The sequence below is a fragment of the Saccharopolyspora sp. NFXS83 genome (genome assembly GCF_026241095.1).
Lineage (GTDB): Bacteria > Actinomycetota > Actinomycetes > Mycobacteriales > Pseudonocardiaceae > Saccharopolyspora_C.
Genome location: NZ_JAPFGB010000006.1, coordinates 232,745 through 247,070 on the forward strand (window position 1 = coordinate 232,745; position 14,326 = coordinate 247,070).

The 14,326-nt window shown below is 71.0% G+C and carries 14 protein-coding genes; 9 read left to right on the plus strand and 5 right to left on the minus strand.

Annotated features, from left to right (window positions below):
- The first annotated feature begins 6 nt into the window (after nt 1–6).
- Nucleotides 7–825 (plus strand): crotonase/enoyl-CoA hydratase family protein, encoded by an 819-nt coding sequence (locus OOZ19_RS09235; RefSeq protein WP_266089625.1) that lies wholly within the window; start codon nt 7–9, stop codon nt 823–825.
- Between the two features lie 68 nt (nt 826–893).
- On the opposite strand, the gene OOZ19_RS09240 is transcribed toward OOZ19_RS09235, so the two are convergent.
- Nucleotides 894–2,423 (minus strand): acyl-CoA synthetase, encoded by a 1,530-nt coding sequence (locus OOZ19_RS09240; protein WP_266089626.1) that lies wholly within the window; start codon nt 2,421–2,423, stop codon nt 894–896.
- A 51-nt stretch (nt 2,424–2,474) separates the two neighbouring features.
- On the minus strand, nt 2,475–3,539 hold the full coding sequence (locus OOZ19_RS09245) for an LLM class F420-dependent oxidoreductase (protein ID WP_266089627.1): 1,065 nt from the start codon (nt 3,537–3,539) through the stop codon (nt 2,475–2,477).
- A gap of 95 nt (nt 3,540–3,634) precedes the next feature.
- On the opposite strand from OOZ19_RS09245, the gene OOZ19_RS09250 reads away from it, so the two are divergent.
- From OOZ19_RS09250 to OOZ19_RS09270, 5 genes are read left to right on the plus strand one after another with little or no spacing between them, the layout of a single operon-like run.
- The gene (locus tag OOZ19_RS09250; RefSeq protein ID WP_416309415.1) at nt 3,635–4,609 is read left to right on the plus strand and encodes a Zn-ribbon domain-containing OB-fold protein; all 975 of its coding nucleotides are present in this window, start codon (nt 3,635–3,637) and stop codon (nt 4,607–4,609) included.
- Between the two features lie 46 nt (nt 4,610–4,655).
- Nucleotides 4,656–5,711, plus strand: a complete 1,056-nt coding sequence (locus tag OOZ19_RS09255; RefSeq protein ID WP_266089629.1) for a thiolase family protein — start codon at nt 4,656–4,658, stop codon at nt 5,709–5,711.
- A complete protein-coding gene (locus OOZ19_RS09260; protein WP_266089630.1) occupies nt 5,711–6,880 on the plus strand; it encodes a thiolase family protein in 1,170 nt (389 codons plus the stop codon). Before OOZ19_RS09255 ends, OOZ19_RS09260 begins: the two co-directional genes overlap by 1 nt.
- Nucleotides 6,880–7,749: a TIGR03619 family F420-dependent LLM class oxidoreductase gene (locus OOZ19_RS09265; RefSeq protein ID WP_266089631.1), complete on the plus strand. Its 870-nt coding sequence runs from the start codon at nt 6,880–6,882 to the stop codon at nt 7,747–7,749. The genes OOZ19_RS09260 and OOZ19_RS09265 overlap by 1 nt, the downstream gene beginning before the upstream one ends.
- A 57-nt stretch (nt 7,750–7,806) precedes the next feature.
- Nucleotides 7,807–8,247 carry a nuclear transport factor 2 family protein gene (locus OOZ19_RS09270; RefSeq protein ID WP_266089632.1) on the plus strand — a complete coding sequence of 147 codons (441 nt, stop codon included), beginning with the start codon at nt 7,807–7,809 and terminating at the stop codon, nt 8,245–8,247.
- Between the two features lie 275 nt (nt 8,248–8,522).
- Here OOZ19_RS09270 and OOZ19_RS09275 read toward each other — a convergent pair whose 3' ends face one another.
- Complete coding sequence (locus OOZ19_RS09275) at nt 8,523–8,903, minus strand: winged helix-turn-helix transcriptional regulator (RefSeq protein WP_266089633.1); 381 nt, start codon at nt 8,901–8,903, stop codon at nt 8,523–8,525.
- Nucleotides 8,904–9,036: 133 nt separating this feature from the next.
- Here OOZ19_RS09275 and OOZ19_RS09280 point away from each other — a divergent pair, with 133 nt between their 5' ends.
- Entirely contained in the window at nt 9,037–9,447 is a 411-nt protein-coding gene (locus OOZ19_RS09280; RefSeq protein ID WP_266089634.1) for a RidA family protein, read from the plus strand.
- Nucleotides 9,448–9,492: 45 nt separating this feature from the next.
- Here the strand turns inward: OOZ19_RS09280 and OOZ19_RS09285 are convergent, their stop codons facing one another.
- The gene (locus OOZ19_RS09285; RefSeq protein WP_266089635.1) at nt 9,493–10,719 is read right to left on the minus strand and encodes a cytochrome P450; all 1,227 of its coding nucleotides are present in this window, start codon (nt 10,717–10,719) and stop codon (nt 9,493–9,495) included.
- Between the two features lie 237 nt (nt 10,720–10,956).
- Here OOZ19_RS09285 and OOZ19_RS09290 point away from each other — a divergent pair, with 237 nt between their 5' ends.
- Nucleotides 10,957–12,120: a steroid 3-ketoacyl-CoA thiolase gene (locus OOZ19_RS09290; RefSeq protein WP_266089636.1), complete on the plus strand. Its 1,164-nt coding sequence runs from the start codon at nt 10,957–10,959 to the stop codon at nt 12,118–12,120.
- Between the two features lie 4 nt (nt 12,121–12,124).
- Nucleotides 12,125–13,789 carry an AMP-binding protein gene (locus OOZ19_RS09295; RefSeq protein WP_266089637.1) on the plus strand — a complete coding sequence of 555 codons (1,665 nt, stop codon included), beginning with the start codon at nt 12,125–12,127 and terminating at the stop codon, nt 13,787–13,789.
- Here the strand turns inward: OOZ19_RS09295 and OOZ19_RS09300 are convergent.
- On the minus strand, nt 13,705–14,280 hold the full coding sequence (locus tag OOZ19_RS09300; RefSeq protein ID WP_266089638.1) for an NUDIX hydrolase: 576 nt from the start codon (nt 14,278–14,280) through the stop codon (nt 13,705–13,707). The two genes, OOZ19_RS09295 and OOZ19_RS09300, sit on opposite strands and share 85 nt — an antisense overlap.
- Between the last annotated feature and the right edge of the window lie 46 nt (nt 14,281–14,326).

The window sequence follows — 14,326 nt, forward strand, 5'->3', positions numbered from 1 at the left end:
GAACCCATGTCCGCAACACCGGCGCACCCGCCCGCCCAGGCCACCGAGGAACCGGACTGCCTGGTGGAACGGCACGGGCAGGTGCTGGTCGTGACCCTGAACCGACCGGCCAAGCGCAACGCGCTGTCCGCCGAAATGATGTCGATCATGCGGGAGGCCTGGGACCAGGTCGACGAGGACGACGACATCCGCGCCTGCGTGCTGACCGGCGCGGGCGGCGCGTTCTGCGCGGGCGCCGACCTCAAGGCGATGACCACCAGCCACCCCGGCGACACCACCGAAGGCCGCGACCTGTCGGTGATCGAACCACTGCTGAAGGGCCGCAGGCTGACGAAACCGCTGATCGCCGCCGTCGAAGGTCCCGCCGTCGCCGGCGGCACCGAGATCCTGCAGGCCACCGACATCCGCGTCGCCGGGCGCGGCGCGCGCTTCGGCGTCTCGGAATGCCGGTGGGGCCTGTTCCCGCTGGGCGGCTCGGCGGTGCGCCTGCCGCGCCAGATCCCCTACACCCTCGCCGCCGAGATCCTGCTGACCGGCAGGCACCTCACCGCCGAGGAGGCCAAGGAGATCGGGCTCATCGGCCGGGTCGTGCCCGACGGCGAAGCGCTGAGCACCGCGCTGGAGCTCGCCGAGACCGTGGCCGCCAACGGACCGCTCGCGGTCCGGGCCATCCTGCGGACCATGCGCGAGACCGAGGGCATGCCGGAGGACGCGGCGTTCCAGGTGGACACCCGGCTGGGCCTGGAGGTCTTCCGCAGCGCGGACGCCAAGGAAGGGCCTCGCGCGTTCGCCGAGAAGCGCGACCCCGACTTCCGCGGCGAGTGAGCACCGCTCGCCCCGAGCGGGCCGTTCGATCCGGCAGCGGATCGAACGGCCCGCTCAGCGCGACGCCTTCAGGTGTACTGCTCCTTGAGCTTCCGCTTGTACAGCTTGCCGTTCGGGTCTCGCGGCAGTTGCTCGGTGAAGTCGATGCCGCGCGGGAGCTTGAACTTCGCCAGCTTCTCGGTGGCGAACTCGAGCAGTTCCGCCGCCAGCTCGTCACCACCGGAGCAGCCCGCGGCCGGCTGGACGACCGCCTGGACCTGTTCGCCCCAATCCTGGTGCGGAATTCCGAACACCGCGATGTCCGCGACTTTCGGGTGAATCGATAACACGTTCTCGATCTCTGCCGGATAGATGTTGACCCCACCGGAAATGATCATGTCGCTCTTGCGGTCCCGCAGGAACAGGTACCCGTCCTCGTCCAGGTAGCCCACGTCGCCGAGGGTGAACAGGTCGCCGACCCGGGCGCTGCGGGTCTTCTCCGGATCCTGGTGGTACTCGAACCGGGACGTGCCCATCCGCATGTAGACCGTGCCGATCTCGCCCGGCGGCAGCTCCGCGCCGCCGTCGTCGAGCACCCGCACCACCGAGCCGGGCCACGCCTGCCCGACCGACCCCGGTTTGCGCAGCCACTCCTGCGCGGGGATCACGGTCCCGCCGCCCTCGGTCGCCGCGTAGTACTCGATCACCACCGGCCCCCACCAGTCGAGCATCCGCCGCTTCACCTCGATCGGGCAAGGCGCGGCACCGTGGATCGCGGCGCGCAGCGACGAGACGTCGTAGCGGTCGCGCACCTCGTCCGGCAGCGCGAGCAGCCGGTGGAACTGCGTCGGCACCATGTGGGTGTGGGTGACGCGGTGGCGCTGGATCAGCTCCAGCATCCGCTCCGGGTCCCACCGGTCCATCAGCACCGCCGGATGGCCCAGCTGGATGGAGATGCTCACGAAGTTCAGCACCGCCGTGTGGTACAGCGGCGACCCGCACAGGTGCACGTGCTCGTCGAAGGCCTGGATCCCGAAGATGCCGAAGAAACCCTGCGACCGCACGGGAACCTCGTCGGGATCCGCGCCGGTGAGCGCGCGCCGGACGCCCTTCGGGCGACCCGTCGTACCGGAGGTGTAGAGCATCGGCGAGCCCGCGGTGCGAACGTCCGGCCGCGCGACCGGCTCGTCCGCGCCGAGTTCGGCCAGTGCGCGGAAGCCCGGCACCTCCCCCACCGCGAAGCACCGATCACCCGGCAGTCCGGCCAGTTCCGCCGCTCCGGTCGCGGCACCGGCGAAGCGCTCGTGCGCCAGGAACGCCTTCGCCCCGCTGTCCTCGACGATGTAGGCGACCTCCGCGCCGACCAGGTGCCAGTTCACCGTGACCACGTAGAGCCCGGTCTGCATCGCCGCGAAGTACGCCGCGAGCAGGTCGGCGCCGTTGGGCAGCATCAGCACGATGCTGTCGCCGGGCTCCAGGCCCATCTCCTGCAATCCGCGGCCGATCCGGTCGGCGTCGGCGGCCAGCCGCCCGTACCCGATCTCCTCGCCGCCCGGGGTGACCAGGGCCTTGCGGCCGGGTTGTTCCGCTGCGATCTTCCACAGTCCGATTGCGGTCACGGCGCACTCCTGTTCCCAGGTGCTGGTAGTACCTCCAAGCTAGAACGTGTTTCACCCAGACGGCAAGGACTCGTCCTCGGCACCGAGCACCGCATCGGCCACGGCGCGCAGTTGCGCGACGTCCCGGCAGCCGACGAGCAGGGTGTCCACTCCGGCCTCGCGCCAGGCCCACACTCCGGCGCGCACCTGCCCGCGGTCACCGATGATTGAGACGTCGTCGACCAGCTCGTCCGGCACCGCCGCGACGGCCTCCTCGCGCCGACCGGCCAGGAAGTGCGCGGTGATCTCGTCGACCGCCTCGGGATATCCCATCCGCCGGAACAGGTCGGCGTGGAAGTTCATCTTGGCCGCCCCCATGCCGCCGATGTAGAGCGCCAGCGAGGGCTTGACCTTGGCCTTCTCCGCGACCGGGTCGTCGGTGACCACGACCGGGCAGGTGGCGGCGACTTCGAACTCCGCCCGGTCGCGGCGAGCGCCGGGCCGGGCGAAACCGTCCGCCAGCCACTGCTCGTAGAGCGGCGCGACGCGCGGCGAGAAGTACACGGCGATCCAGCCGTCGGCGATCTCCGCGGTCTGCGCGACGTTGCGCGGCCCTTCGGCCCCGAGCCAGATCGGCAGGCCGGCCCGCAGCGGGTGGGTGATCGGCCGCAGCGGCTTGCCCAGCCCGAGCGCCCCCGGACCGGTCGCCGGCAGCGGGTAGTGCGGCCCGTCGTTGCGCACGGGCCGTTCGCGGGCGAGCACTTGGCGCACGATCGAGACGTATTCCCTGGTGCGCGCCAGCGGTTTTCCGAACGGCGCCCCGTACCAGCCCTCCACCACCTGCGGCCCGGAGACGCCGAGCCCGAGCACGCACCGCCCGCCGGAGAGGTGGTCGAGCGTCAGCGCGTGCATCGCGCAGGAGGCGGGCGAGCGCGCGGACAGCTGCGCCACCGAGGTCCCCAGCCGGACCCGGCTGGTGCCGGCCCCCCACCAGGCGAGCGGGGTGAACGCGTCGGAACCCCAGGACTCCGCGGCGAAAACCCCGTCGAACCCCGCGTTTTCGGCTTCGGCGACGAGCTCTCCGGCGCCGTCCGGGGGAGCCGCTCCCCAGTACCCGAGTTGCAGACCGATCCGCACGACGAACCTCCTCGCCTCCGGTCGCGGCCGGGCGGGCCGCGGGGCCTCCCATCCTGCGCCGAACATTGCCGCCTTGGCGAGAACATGTTTCACTTATCCGCGTGACTGAGACCTCCGAACCGCTCAGCGCACCGCTGGAAGTCGGTTTCGACTACACCCGTTCCCTGGGATCAGTGCTCGGCCGCTTCGCCACCGCGCTCCGGCAGCGGCGGATCACCGGAGTGCGCGGCTCGGACGGCCGAGTGCACGTCCCCGCCGTCGAGTACGACCCGGACACCTTCGAACCCCTCGCCGAGCTGGTGGACGTCGGCTCCGACGGCACCGTGCTGAGCTGGTCGTGGGCTCCGCAGCCCTTGGAGGGCCAGCCGCTGGAGCACGCGTTCGGTTGGGCGCTGATCCGGCTGGACGGCGCCGACACCCCGCTGCTGCACGCCGTCGACGCCGGATCGGCCGACCGGATGCGCACCGGGATGCGGGTGCGCGCCAGGTGGGCGGCGGAGCCGGTCGGCGGCATCCGCGACATCGCCTGCTTCGACCCGGCCGACGGCGACGCCCCGCCGCAGCCGTCCGCACCGGCCGATGCGGACGAGCCGGTCACCACCCTGACCACGCCGATCCACTTGCACTACCAGCATTCCGCCTCCCCCGAGGAGAGCCGCTACCTGCGCGGACTCGCCGAGGGCAGGTTGCTGGGCCAGCGCTGCCCGGCCTGCGCCAAGGTCTACATCCCGCCGCGCGGCGCCTGCCCCACCGACGGCGTGCCCACCGAAGAAGAGGTGGAACTGCCCGACACCGGGATCGTGACCACCTTCTGCATCGTGAACGTCCCGTTCCTCGGCCAGCGCATCAAGCCGCCTTACGTCGCGGCCTACGTGCTGCTCGACGGCGCCGACATCGCGTTCCTGCACCTGGTGCTCGGCTGCGCCGCCGAAGACGTCCGGATGGGGATGCGGGTGCGAGCCGAGTGGAAACCGCGTGCGGAGTGGGACTCGACGTTGCAGAACATCGACCACTTCACCCCGACGGGCGAGCCCGACGCGCCGTACGAGTCCTACGCCCACCACCTGTGAGCGCGCGAGCCCGCTGGAAACCCGAACATCGTGAGGGAGCGCGAGAATGACCGAGAGCGATGTCGCCGTCGTCGGGTTCGCCCAGGCGCCGAACGTCCGCGCCACCCGCGGCACCACGAACGGCGTCGAGATGCTGGTGCCGGTCTTCGAGGAACTGCTCGACGGCACCGGGCTGTCCAAGGGGGACATCGGGTTCTGGTGCTCCGGCTCGTCGGACTACCTGGCCGGGCGGGCGTTCTCGTTCATCGCGGCGATCGACGCGATCGGCGCGTTCCCGCCGATCAACGAGTCGCACGTGGAGATGGACGCGGCCTGGGCGCTCTACGAGGCGTGGGTGAAGATCCGCACCGGTGAGGTCGACACGGCGCTGGTGTACGGCTTCGGCAAGTCCTCGGCGGGCGAGCTGCGCCGGACGCTGGCGATGCAGCTCGATCCGTACTTCGTGGCCCCCTTGTGGCCGGATTCGGTGGCCGTGGCGGGATTGCAGGCTCGACTGGGGCTGGAGTCCGGGCTGTTCGGCGAAGAGCAGATGGCGCGGGTCGCGGCCCGTTCGCGGGCCGACGCGCGGCACAACCCGAGCGCCCAGGTGTCCGGCGAGGTGCGGGTCGCCGATCTGCTGGACCGGCCCTACGTGGCGGATCCGCTGCGGGCGCACGACTGCGCCCCCATCACCGACGGCGCCTCCGCGGTGCTGCTGGCGAGCTCGGACCGAGCCCGCGAGCTGCGCGAACGACCGGCGTGGATCACCGGCCTGGAGCACCGCGTGGAGTCGGCGCAGCTGGGCGGGCGCGATCTCACCGCGTCACCATCCACTTCGGACGCTTCCCGGGCCGCGGGCGCGGTGGGCGTCGAGGTCGCGGAGCTGCACGCCCCGTTCAGCCACCAGGAGCTCCTGCTGCGCGCGGCGATCGGGCTGGACGACTCGGTGCGGATCAACCCGTCCGGTGGCGCGCTGTGCGGAAATCCGATGTTCGCGGCCGGGTTGTCCCGGATCGGCGAGGCGGCCTGCCGGGTGTGGTCGGGCGAGGCGGGCAAGGTGCTCGCGCACGCCACCAGCGGCCCGGCGCTGCAGCAGAATCTCGTGTGCGTGATGGAGGGCTGATGGGCAAGCAGATCGCCGCGGTGCTCGGAACCGGTCAGACCCGGCACGCCAGCCGCCGCACCGACGTGTCGATGGCCGGGCTGTGCCGCGAAGCGGTCGACCGGGCGATGGCCGACGCCGGGGTCGGCTGGGCGGACGTGGACGCCGTCGTCGTCGGCAAGGCACCGGACCTGTTCGAGGGCGTCATGATGCCGGAGCTGATGCTCGCGGACGCCTTGGGTGCCAACGGGAAACCACTGCTCCGGGTGCACACGGCGGGCTCCGTCGGCGGGTCGACCTCGAACGTGGCGGCGAGCCTGGTGCAGGGCGGGGTGCACCGGCGGGTGCTCGCGGTCTCGTTCGAGAAGCAGTCCGAGTCGAACGCGATGTGGGCGCTGTCGATCATGCCGCCGTTCAGCATGCCGGTGGGCGCCGGCGCGGGCGGCTACTTCGCCCCGCACGTGCGCTCCTACATCCGGCGCTCCGGTGCCCCCGAGCACATCGGGGCGATGGTCGCGGTGAAGGACCGGCTCAACGGCAGCAAGAACCCGTGGGCGCACGTGCGCCAGTCGGACTTGACCGTGGAGTCCGTGCTGGCCTCGCAGATGCTGTGGGATCCGATCCGCTACGACGAGACGTGCCCGTCGTCGGACGGTGCCTGCGCCATCGTGCTCGGCGACGAGACCGCCGCTCGGGCCGCGGCGCGACCGGTGGCGTGGATCCACGCGACCGCGATGCGCACCGAGCCCACCACGTTCGCCGGGCGGGACCAGGTGAACCCGCAAGCGGGCCGGGACGCGGCGGCGGCGCTGTGGAAGCAGGCCGGGATCACCGATCCGCTGGCCGAGATCGACGTCGCGGAGATCTACGTGCCGTTCTCCTGGTTCGAGCCGATGTGGCTGGAGAACCTGGGGTTCACCGACGAGGGCTCCGGCTGGCGGCTGACCGAGGCAGGCGAGACCGCCATCGGCGGGCGGCTGCCGATCAACCCGTCCGGAGGAGTGCTGTCGTCGAACCCGATCGGCGCCTCCGGCATGTTGCGCTTCGCGGAGGCGGCGATGCAAGTGATGGAACGCGCGGGGGACCACCAGGTGGACGGCGCGCGCACCGCGCTCGGGCACGCCTACGGCGGCGGCTCGCAGTACTTCTCGATGTGGGTCGTCGGTTCTGAGCGGCCGGGGGTGCGCTGATGAAGTTCACGCTGTCGGTGGCCATGTGCCCGCTGGACCAGCTCACCGAGCTCGCGCGGACGGCCGAGGAGCTCGGCTTCTCCGCCATCGCGCTGCCGGATTCCCTGTTCTACTCCGAGGACGTCGCCGCCGACTACCCGTACACGCCGGACGGCAAGCGGATGTGGACCGAGGAGACCCCGTGGACGGACCCGCTGGTCGCGGCGGCGGCGATGGGCGCGGTGACCGAGCGGATCCGGTTCTACACGTCCGTGCTCAAGCTCGGCCCGCGCAACCCGGTGCTGCTGTCCCGGCAGGTCGCCTCGGTGGCCGCGCTCACCGGCGACCGCTTCGGACTCGGCATCGGCATCGGCTGGACGCCGGAGGAGTTCGAGTGGTGCGGTGCGCCGTTCGAGCGGCGCGGACCGCGGGTCGACGAGGCGATCGAGGTGCTGCGGCTGATCCTCGGCGGCGGCATGGTCGAGCACCACGGCGAGTTCTTCGACTTCGACCGCCTGCGCGTCTCCCCCGCGCCCGGCAGCAGGGTGCAGATCTACATCGGCGGGCACACCGAGCGGGCGCTGCGCCGGGCCGCGCTGCGCGGCGACGGCTGGTCCTCGGCGATGATGCGGCTCGGCGAGCTGCGCGGCACCATCGACCGCCTCGCCGAGCTGCGCGCCGAGCACGGCCGCGCCGACGAACCGTTCGAGATCCAGGCGGTGTGCATCGACAAGTTCGGCCTGGACGGCTACCGGGAGCAGGCCGAAGCCGGGGTCACCGACGCCATCGTGGTGCCGTGGGTCCTGGAGGGCCACGGCTTCGACGCGGACGTCGAGGTCAAGAAGGAATCCCTCGCCCGCTTCGCCGACGACGTCATCCGCAAGTTCTGAGCCGCGACCACGCCAGATGGGGCCGCGGCGCCGCGGCCACGGAACCGAGAGGTGCCCATGCACGCCGACGTCGTCTGGAAAGCCATCAACGCCGAGCACCCGGCCCGCCGGGCGGCTCGCGCCTCGATGGACGCCGTGGTGCGCGGGGCCAAGCAGGAGTGGCTCGCGCTGTTCGCCCCGGACGCCGTGATCCAGGACCCGGTGGGCGAATCGCCGCTGGACCCCACCGGGCTCGGGCACCACGGCCGGGAGGGGATCGAGGCCTTCTGGGATGCGGTGATCTCCACCGCTGAGCGCCTGGTGTTCCACGTCCTCGACTCGTTCGCCGCCGGGGACGAGGTGGCCAACACCGGCTTCATCCGCACCCACCTGCCCGACGGCTCCGTCATGGACGCCGAAGGCGTGTTCGTCTACCGGGTGGACGAACACGGCAGGCTCGTGTCCATGCGCGCCTTCTGGGAGTTCGACCGCGCCATGGCGACGCTGCACACGCCCTGAAACCTTTCCGCTCCTGGTGCGCAGGCGTCCAGGTAGCGGAACCTCAGTTTCTTCCTCGCTGCGGGATCTTCTTCCCAAGTGGCTCCGCCACGAGGGAAAAAGCCGTCCTCGCGAGGAAGCAACTGAGAACCCGCCGGTGGTCGGCTTGTTTTGGTGGTCACTGCTCAGCGGCTTCGCCGCTGACAAGACGTGGACGGCAGATGCAGCCCGCGTATTCGAAGGCAGGCGGCGAGGTGGCCTCGCTCGACCCGCGGTCAAGCCGCTCCGAACGCTCCTCAGCCGTCGAACTTCCGGCGGGATCCCTCGATGTGGTGGAAGTGCTCGTGCGTCCAGTCGCACATCCAGTGGACCGTCTTGCGCAGGTCGCGGCCCGGTTCGTTGAGGGCGTACTCGACCCGCGGCGGCACGGTCGGGTGCACGGTCCGCTCGACCAGGCCGTTGCGCTCCAGCATGCGCAGGTTCTGGGTGAGCATCTTGTGGCTGATGCCCTCGATCTCCGCGCGCAGTTCGGTGAAGCGCAGGGTCCGCTCCCCCAGCGCGTCGATGATCAACAACGCCCACTTGTTGGCGATGTCGGAGAAGATCTCCCGCGCCAGCGAGTCCGCGCGCGTCAGATCCGCGTCCTCGGGCGTGCCCTTGAGCTGCTTGGTCACCATGTGGTTCCTCGGTCACTGAAAAGTGCGTTCTTCCTCGTCATCGCACACTCTCCTATGGTTTCCGAGTAACCACAAGAGACCGGACCTTCCGGTCCGAACGAGCCCGCGGGCTCGGCACGAGGAGGCACGCAGCATGGCCATCAGCCTGGTGAACCCGGACGGGTTGCCGAAGGTCGACCTCTACCGGCAGGTCTCGGTCGCCACCGGATCGAAGCTGGTCTTCATCGCCGGCCAGGTCGCCCGCGACGCCGACGGCGGCCGGGTCGGCGAGGGCGATTTCACCGCCCAGGTCGAGCAGTGCTACCTCAACATCGGCGCCGCGCTGGAGGCGGCCGGAGCGACGTTCGACGACGTGGCGAAGCTGACCGCCTACCTCGTCGACTGGACCCCCGACAAGTTCCCGATGTTCGTGGAGGGAGTGGCCCGCGCCACCGCGAAGCTCGGCACCGCCCCGCTACCGCCGTTCACGGGCATCGGCGTCGCCACCCTCGCCGAGCCGGACATGCTCGTCGAGGTGGAGGCCACCGCGGTCGTGGACAGGTGAGCGCTCCCTCCACCGGGGAGGGAGCGCTCACCTGGACCGCGCGGCTCATCTGTAGCGGACTTGGAACTCCTTGATCCCGTTGAGCCAGCCGGAGCGCAGCCGGCGCGGTTCGGCGGCCTTCTTGATGCCGGGCATCTGCTCCGCGATGGCCCGGAAGATCAGGTCGATCTCCAGCCGCGCCAGGTTCGCGCCCAGGCAGTAGTGCGCCCCGGTGCCGCCGAAGCCGACGTGCGGGTTCGGGTCGCGGGTGACGTCGAAGCGCTCCGGTGAGTCGAAGACCTCGGGGTCGAAGTTCGCCGAGCTGTAGAACATCGCCACCCGGTCGCCCTGCTTGATCGGCACACCTCGCAGTTCGACGTCGGCGAGCGCGGTGCGCTGGAACGACATCACCGGCGTCGCCCACCGCACGATCTCGTCGGCGGTGGTGGCCGGGCGCTCGGCCTTGAACAGCTCCCACTGCTCGGGGTGTTCCAGCAGCGCCTGCATGCCGTGGGTGATCGCGTTGCGGGTGGTCTCGTTGCCCGCGACGGCCAGCAGCAGCACGAAGAAGCCGAACTCGTCGTCGTTGAGCTTGTGCCCGTCGACGTCGGCGTTCACCAGCTTCGTCACGATGTCGTCCATCGGACAACCGCGGCGCTGCTCGGCCATGTTCATGCTGTAGCCGAGCAGTTCGGTCGCGGCCGTGGTCGGATCGATCTGGTATTCCGGGTCGTCGTAGGCGATCATCTGGTTGGACCAGTCGAAGATGTCCTTGCGGTGCTCCTGCGGGATGCCCAGCAGCTCCGCGATGGCCTGCAGCGGCAGTTCGCAGGCCACGTCGGTGACGAAGTCGCCGGTCCCACCGGCGACGGCCTCCGACACGATGCGTTCGGCCCGTTCGTTGAGCGCCTCGCTGAGGCCGTTGATGGCGCGCGGCGTGAACCCGCGGGACACGATGCTGCGCAGCTTGGTGTGCTCGGGCGGGTCCATGTTGAGCAGGATCAACCGCTGCATCTCGATCTGCTCGCGGTTCATCTCCTCGTTGAACCGGGTGATCGCGGTGTTCTCCCGGGAGGAGAACACCTCGCTGCGACGGGAGATCTCCTTGACGTCGGCGTGCTTGCTCACCACCCAGTAGCCCTCGTCGTCGTACCCGGCTTTGCCACGCGGCAGCGGGTTCCACCACACCGGAGCGGTGCGCCGGAGTTCCGCGAACTCCTGCATCGGCAATCGCTCGGCGTAGAGGTCGGGGTCGGTGAAGTCGAAGCCGGCCGGGATGTGGGGGGAGACCACGGCAACCTCCTGCGGTCCGCACGGAGCCACGAGATCAAGAAAGAGAACGTGTTCTATGTGAACCGAACCACAGCCATTCCAAGAAGTAAACCCCAGTAACCGGGCACCTGTCCTCCATTCAGGCGGTGACAGCGACTTGCTCCGAGGACTCCGCCAAGGCCGCCCCCAAGCCCTTGCCGAGCACGAGAACACGTTCTACATTTGCCTTCAGGCTGTCCGCTCTGATGGGAGACGACCGTGGGCAATCCGGTGATCGTGGACGCTGCGCGCACTCCGATCGGCAAGCGCCGGGGCTGGCTGTCCGGCCTACACCCGGCGGAAGTGCTCGGAGCCGCGCAACGCGGCCTGCTGGATCGCACCGGCTTGGCGCCCGAACTCGTCGAGCAGGTCATCGGCGGCTGCGTCACGCAGGCCGGGGCGCAGGCGGGCAACCTCACCCGCACCGCCTGGCTGCACGCCGGACTACCGGAGCAGGCGGGCTGCACGACGATCGACGCGCAGTGCGGCTCGGCGCAGCAGGCCACCCACCTGATCGCGGGCCTGATCAGCACCGGCGCCATCGACTTCGGCATGGCCTGCGGCGTGGAGGCGATGAGCCGAGTGCCGCTGGGCGCCAACGTCGGCTCCGAGGCGGGTCGCCCCAGGCCCGATTCCTGGGACGTCGACATGCCGAACCAGTACCTGGCCGCGGACCGCATCGCCGCGCGCCGCGGGTTGAGCCGCGCCGACATCGACCGGTTCGGGGTGCGTTCGCAGCAGCGCGCCCGCGCCGCGTGGGACGACGGCAGGTTCGCCCGCGAGATCGTGCAGACCCGCGCACCCGTGCTCGACGGCGACGGTGCCGCCACCGGCGAGACGACCCTCGTCACCCGCGACCAGGGCTTGCGCGACACCAGCGAGCAGGCGCTGGCCGCGCTCAAACCCGTGCTGGAGGGCGGATCGCACACCGCGGGCACCGCCTCGCAGATCTCCGACGGCGCCGCGGGAGTGCTGCTGGCCGACGCCGACCGGGCCGAGGCACTGGGCCTGCGCCCGCGCGCCCGGATCGTCGCCCAATGCCTGGTCGGCGCCGAGCCCTACTACCACTTGGACGGCCCCGTTCAGGCCACCAGCCGGGTACTCGAACGCAGCGGGATGAAGATCGGCGACATCGACCTGTTCGAGGTGAACGAGGCGTTCGCCTCGGTCGTGCTGTCCTGGGCCGACGTGCACCGCCCCGACTGGGACCGGGTCAACGTCAACGGCGGCGCCATCGCGCTGGGGCATCCGGTCGGCAGCACCGGCGCCCGCCTGATCACCAGCGCGCTGCACGAGCTGGAACGCCGGGACGCCACGACCGCGCTGATCACGATGTGCGCGGGCGGCGCGCTGTCCACCGGGACGATCATCGAACGGATCTGAGCTCATGAGCGGCGTCTCGCAAGTTCCGGACACGGTGCCCGCCGCGCTGGACCGCGCGGCCGAGTCGTTCGGCGACGGCGAGGCGGTGGTGGACCACTCGGGCGGGCACGAGGTGCGGCTGACCTACCGGGAGCTGCGCGAACGGGTGCGCGAACTGGCCCGGTTCCTGCTCGCCGAGGACGTCCGGCCGGGCGATCGGGTCGCCGTGAACTCCCCCAACACCCACCACTGGGTCATCGCCGCGCTGGCCGCGCTGCACGTCGGCGCGGTGCTGGTCCCGATCAACACCCGGTTCACCGCCGTGGAGACGCGCGAGGTGCTGGAGCGGAGCTCGGCGAGCGCGCTGGTCGTGGCGGGCATGTTCCTGGGTCGCGATCGGTCGGCGGAACTGCGCGGTGGTTCCGCCGATGCGGTGGAACGGGGCGAGAACGGCCCAGGTGGCGGGTTCTCCGGCGAATCCGGCTCAGGCGGGCCGATCCCCGGACTGCCCGCGCTGCACACCGTGCTGCGGCTGCCGGTGGAGACCACCGAACCACCGGTGCCCGGCTGCACGGACTGGGCGGACGTCGGTGAGCGTGCGAGATCCGTGCCCGCCCAGCGGGTGTCCGAGGTGGCCGCGAGCGTGCGCGGCACCGACCTCAGCGACATGCTCTACACCTCCGGCACGACGGGGCGCAGCAAGGGCGTGCTCAGCGCGCACCGGCAGGTGCTCGCGGTCGCCGAGGCGTGGGCCTGCCACGGCGACGTGGACGCCGCGGACCGCTACCTCGTGGTGAACCCGTTCTTCCACAGCTTCGGCTACAAGGCGGGAATCCTGGTCTGCCTGCTGCGCGGTGCGACGATCGTGCCGATGCCGGTGTTCGACACCCGCGGGGTGCTCGACCTGGTGCAGCGGGAGCGGATCACCGTGCTGCCCGGCGCCCCGACCATCTACCGGTCCATCTTGGACGAACCGGCGCGCGCCGGGCACGACCTCTCCAGCCTGCGGCTCGCGGTGACCGGAGCGGCGTCGGTGCCGGTGGTGCTGATCGAGCGGATGCAGCGGGAGCTGAGCTTCTCCACGGTCCTCACCGCCTACGGGCTGACCGAGGCCGTCGTCGCCACCATGTGCCGGCCCGACGATGACGACGAGACCGTCGCGAACACCTGCGGCAGGCCCACGGCCGGGTTCGAGCTGCGCATCGCCGACGCCGACGGCCGCCCCGTTCCGACCGGCCAGGCCGGTGAGGTCCTGCTGCGCGGCCCGAACACCATGCTGGGCTACCGCGACGACCCGAGGCAGACCGCCGCCGCCATCGACGCGGACGGCTGGCTGCACACCGGCGACGTCGGCCGCGTGGACGCCCGCGGCGGGCTCACCATCACCGACCGCCTTAAGGACATGTACATCTGCGGCGGTTTCAACGTGTACCCGGCGGAGGTGGAGCAGGCGCTCGCCCGGCTCGACGGGGTCGCGGAGACCGCCGTGGTCGGCGTCGCCGACGACCGGCTCGGCGAAGTCGGCAAGGTCTACGTGGTCGCGCGCTCCGGACACGACCTCACCGAGCACGACGTCCTGACGTTCTGCCGCGAGCACCTCGCGAACTACAAGCTCCCCCGCCACGTCGAGTTCCGCCCCGCCCTGCCCCGCAACCCCAGCGGCAAGGTCCTCAAGCACGAGCTGCGGTGACGGCGGGAACCGACCGGCTCAGTGCTGGACCAGGCCGCCGACGGGGACGGGATCGACGTGGCCGGTCGCCGGTGCGGTCCGCACCAGGGCGAGGCCGACGTCCACCAGGGAGGAGCGCCGGAGGCGGACGACGTCCGGGACCGGTGTCCACACCGGCTCGCTCGTCGCCCCGTTCGGCTCCGGCCGCGGCTCGCCCCGGTGATGCGGACCCGGTAGAAGACGCCGACGTTCTGGTGCGGTTCCTGGCCGGGAACCCAGCGCTCGGCCGCGGGGATCACCCGCGAACCGACGCCGAGCAGGCTTTCGGCCACCGCGTCGTAGCCCGTCTCCTCCGCCACTTCCCGGACCACCGCGTCGAACGGGTCCTCGCCGTGCTCGACCCCGCCGCCCGGAAGGCTCCAGGTGTGCTCGCCGTTCGGTTCCGCGCAGCGGACGAGCAGCACTCGCCCGTCGTCCGCGCACACCGCGTACGCGGCCAGCCGGGTGCTCATCTCCGCACCGCACGAGGACGTTCACGATTCATCGGGAACCGGGACC